3 protein-coding genes are annotated in these 4,017 nt (G+C 45.4%); all 3 read right to left on the reverse strand.

The window, feature by feature from the left end; genetic code table 11:
• Positions 1–494: 494 nt before the first annotated feature.
• The 3 genes from U9Q77_04450 to U9Q77_04460 all read right to left on the reverse strand — a co-directional run bounded on the left by U9Q77_04450 (position 495) and on the right by U9Q77_04460 (position 3,843).
• Complete coding sequence (locus U9Q77_04450; protein MEA3286606.1) at positions 495–2,444, reverse strand: T9SS type A sorting domain-containing protein; 1,950 nt, start codon at positions 2,442–2,444, stop codon at positions 495–497.
• A 195-nt stretch (positions 2,445–2,639) separates the two neighbouring features.
• A complete protein-coding gene (locus U9Q77_04455) occupies positions 2,640–3,176 on the reverse strand; it encodes a spore maturation protein (GenBank protein ID MEA3286607.1) in 537 nt (178 codons plus the stop codon).
• Position 3,177: 1 nt separating this feature from the next.
• Positions 3,178–3,843: a nucleoside recognition domain-containing protein gene (locus U9Q77_04460; GenBank protein ID MEA3286608.1), complete on the reverse strand. Its 666-nt coding sequence runs from the start codon at positions 3,841–3,843 to the stop codon at positions 3,178–3,180.
• Positions 3,844–4,017 lie beyond the last annotated feature (174 nt).

Here is a 4,017-nt window from a genome sequence, read left to right on the forward strand (position 1 = left end):
TATATCACTTAAACTTCAATATGGTAAATCTTGATCTTTTTCAGTTTGACTATGAGTAAAACCCATGGGAAGCATTTTATAATCCAATTAATAATACTTGTTTGCAGACCTGAAAAAAGACGCTCTCCCGACATATCGGCCGAAATCTTCGATTGACAAAACCTGCAACACCGCAAAGTATCAATTATATCTGTTTTGTACACCGCTTTTGTCTATCATGTCAACTTTACTTCCAACTTGCACACTGATCCACCCCGAGTCCCTTGCAGCACCGTTTCACAGCGCCGTGACAAGCACAGGAGGGGCCATAATTCGCTTTTCATCGCATTCGTTGTGAATAGTATAATGCTGTTTTGAAGTGGATTAGTCTACTATTTAAGACAAAAAGAGGTCAACTGAAAATTGACCTCATCTTGATCCTTATAAAGTAAGGGGAGAAATTTCTCGCCAGAACTTCACACGATTCAGATGACCTCTTTTTGATAACTTTTCTATTATTTTACCAACAACATTTTCTTGACAGACTGCTGACCGTTCATTTCCAAGCGATAGAAATATGAACCACTTGAGTAGGCTGCCCCATCAAAACTGACCTCATGGCGACCGGCATTGAGCGTCCCATTCTGGAGGGTCACAAGTTCGCGACCCATGATATCAAAGACTGTCAGTTCCACGTGTCCCGTGGCTGGCAGATTGAAAGATATCAGCGTGCTGGGATTGAAGGGGTTTGGATAGTTCTGATTCAAGCTGAAATATTCCGGTTGCAGTACTGGATCAACAGTACTTACGTCCACCTCAAAATCATGATCAGCAAAGTAAAGACGCTGCATATAATCTTCATTTTGTTCTGGAGGATCAATAGTGGCAACATCATAGTCCGGCACCTGCCAGAACATGTAGATATGACCGTCATCGGCAACCCGATTAATGTGCCCATCGATCTCATCGATAACACCATCGTTGGTCATGGTCAAATTCTCAACTTCTGTCCAAGTCGTACCATTATCAGTTGAATAGGCACCCACTATATTTGCGTCAGCCCATTCAGTGCCATCGACAGTAGTACCTGTATCCGTTATGGTATAGTAAGTGATGTATAAAGCATTATCTATGGTCTTGTCATACGCAGCACTGATAACATTAGATGACCAGCCAGGTACGCTATAAGCCCAACCCATTTGCATGGAACCAACAAAGGATATTTCCATCTGTACGGGACCACCGGAACCGGCAAAGCCATCTTCAGGTGCATAAAAATGGTAGACACCATTTTCAACCGAATAGCGGATGTAAACACTCTCGCCCCAGGATGGTAATACGCCACTCCAAACATGGACACCACCATCAGGATCAGTGATTACTTCAAGATCATAAGAGATGAAGGGAGACCATTCGCCACCCAGTTCATCACCCAGGTAGGTGACTGTAGAATCGAACATATCATAGGAGCTGTCTGGAAAAACATCTTCAAAATAGGCATCTAACAGAGCATCCGGTTCCCAGTACCAGGGGCTCCAGGTTGCACCATAGTTGGCAGTTTTCTTCATGAATATGGTATGATTCCCAACCATGTTCTCATCACCCCAATAGGCTGAAACGGCATAGTAACCGATACCATCATCATTAATATCCATATTGCCTGTGGCCGTATAGTTGCTGGAACCATCCCATTGAAATTCACGATCATTATTCAGAATGGTCATGGCATTGGAAAAACCGAAAGCTGATCCGCCCCAGCCACCAACTTCAGCAGCATGAAAGGTGATATGATCCCGGTTATTTGACCAATCATTGATGGTGGCATTAAAATAATTATTACCATCAGCATCAGTGTTATAGGTCGGAACGACAATCCAGGAATCATGAGCAGCCGGATTATTGTGGACATCAGTGGGATCAAAAAAGATCTCGCCACCATATTCACCTTCATCAAAGGTATAGAACGCACGACCACCGTAATCACCACCACCACCGCCACCACTTTCATTCCAGATCAGGATCGGATAGTATTCAGTTGCTACAGCAGATGGATACCGTCCACCGGCTGCAGACAGGCCATCGTTCAAATTTGAAAAGGTCGTAAATGATTGACCACCATTATCAGTATAAGCGGCACCAATTGAGCCAGACGATCCGGTGAGACCGGCAAATTGACGATAACCCATCAGAATTTGATCGGTATTCGCTTCATTTCTAGAAATGGGATTGGTCTCTGATACCAGCATACCATAACCATTTTTAGAGGAATCGACCAACACACCATTCACTTCACGCAAGGCGTGGGAAAAAGTACTCTGACTTAGGTCTGGAATAATCGGTGTTCCAACTGGTTCATAATTTTTGTTCAAAGTCGAAGGAACAGACTTTGGAGCTCTATTTGCCTCGCCTGCATACGCTGTAACAGCGAATATCAAAATCAAGGAAATTGATAACATTCTTCTCATAATACACCCTTTCATCGTTTAAGGTCTATCCTTAAATTTAATTGAAATCATAAAACTTTCAACTTCTCAAAGCAAGCTGAAACTCACCATAAAACAATTACGAAATTAATACGGCTGTTTTCCATATTCTTCTGAATGCCAAATATTTGATGTTGTTACTTCATTTCTCAGATCAAGTGACATCCAAGACTCTCTTTATCCAAAGACCATCTGCGTGACAACTACGGCAGCTATGATCCCGGCCAGATCCGCAGTTAGAGCAGCGGGGAGGGCATGGCGTGTCTTGGTAACTCCGACTGATCCAAAATATACGGCCAAAATATAAAACGTAGTTTCAGTGGATCCTTCCATAATGGAAGCCATCCGCGCGATAAGTGAATCCGGTCCGTGAGTAGTGATCAACTCTGAAACAATACCCAAGGCGCCACTACCGCTCAGGGGACGCATCAGAGCCATGGGGATAATCTCACCAGGCATGCCGATCCAGGAGGTGAGCGGTGCTAACAATCCAGTGATCATATCCAAAGCACCGGAAGCCCGAAAAGCTCCAATGGCAACCAGGATGGCTACCAGGAACGGGATTATCCGGACCGCTACATCAAAGCCTTCCTTGGCTCCATCTGTAAAAACTTCATAAACTTTAACCTTCTTGTACCAACCATGACCGACAATGGCCAGGATCAGGACAGGGATCGCAACTGCTGAGACACCGTTGATTATTCCTTGAAACATCTCAGACCTCCTCCCCTTCCGGTACCGGCATGCGATACTTGGGAAGCTTCTGGAGCAGTTTGATCATAATGATGGCCACTGTTGTGGAAACACCGGTAGCCAGAATAACCGGTCCGATGATCTCAGCCGGATTGGAAGCGTTGGCAGCAGCCCTGATCCCAATCACGGTAGCCGGAATGAAGGTCACTGAGGAAGTATTCAAAGCCATGAAGGTGGCCATGGCGTTGGTAGCTGTATCCTTGACCTTATTCAAAGTTTGCAGTTCCTGCATGGCTTTCAGACCCAGGGGTGTGGCAGCATTTCCCAGACCCAGCATGTTGGCGGCAATGTTCATGACCATGGCACCCATGGCAGGGTGATCAGCTGGCACATCCGGAAACAAGCGCACCATGACAGGACGAACTGCCCGGGCAAAGATCTTGACCAAACCGGATTCCTCTGCAATCTTCATCAGTCCTAACCAGAGAGCCATGATCCCAATCAGACCAATAGCCAGATTTACAGCTGCTTTGGCAGAGGTGAACAAAGCCTTGGTCAGATCAGTGAGCGGGACAAAGCTGGGATCCATAACCAGTCCGGAAGCAGCGCTATAATCAAGCCCCAGGCACTGGAAGGCAGCAACCAGAATACCTCCTCCCATCAAGACGATCCAAATAGTATTAATCATAGCGGTGTCCCTTTCTCTACTTCAGGCGTTTGGTTTTAGTTCTAGCTATGTAATTGTCGATCATACGTCGTCGATAGCGTCGCAGGAACAGAGCAAAAATGATAACCCCAATGGCGTATCCGATGGCGGCGGCTAAAGACATAGGTAATACCATATTCAGTTCCAAATTCTCCA

The sequence above is a fragment of the Candidatus Neomarinimicrobiota bacterium genome (assembly GCA_034716895.1).
Taxonomy (GTDB): domain Bacteria; phylum Fidelibacterota; class UBA8477; order UBA8477; family JABMPR01; genus JABMPR01.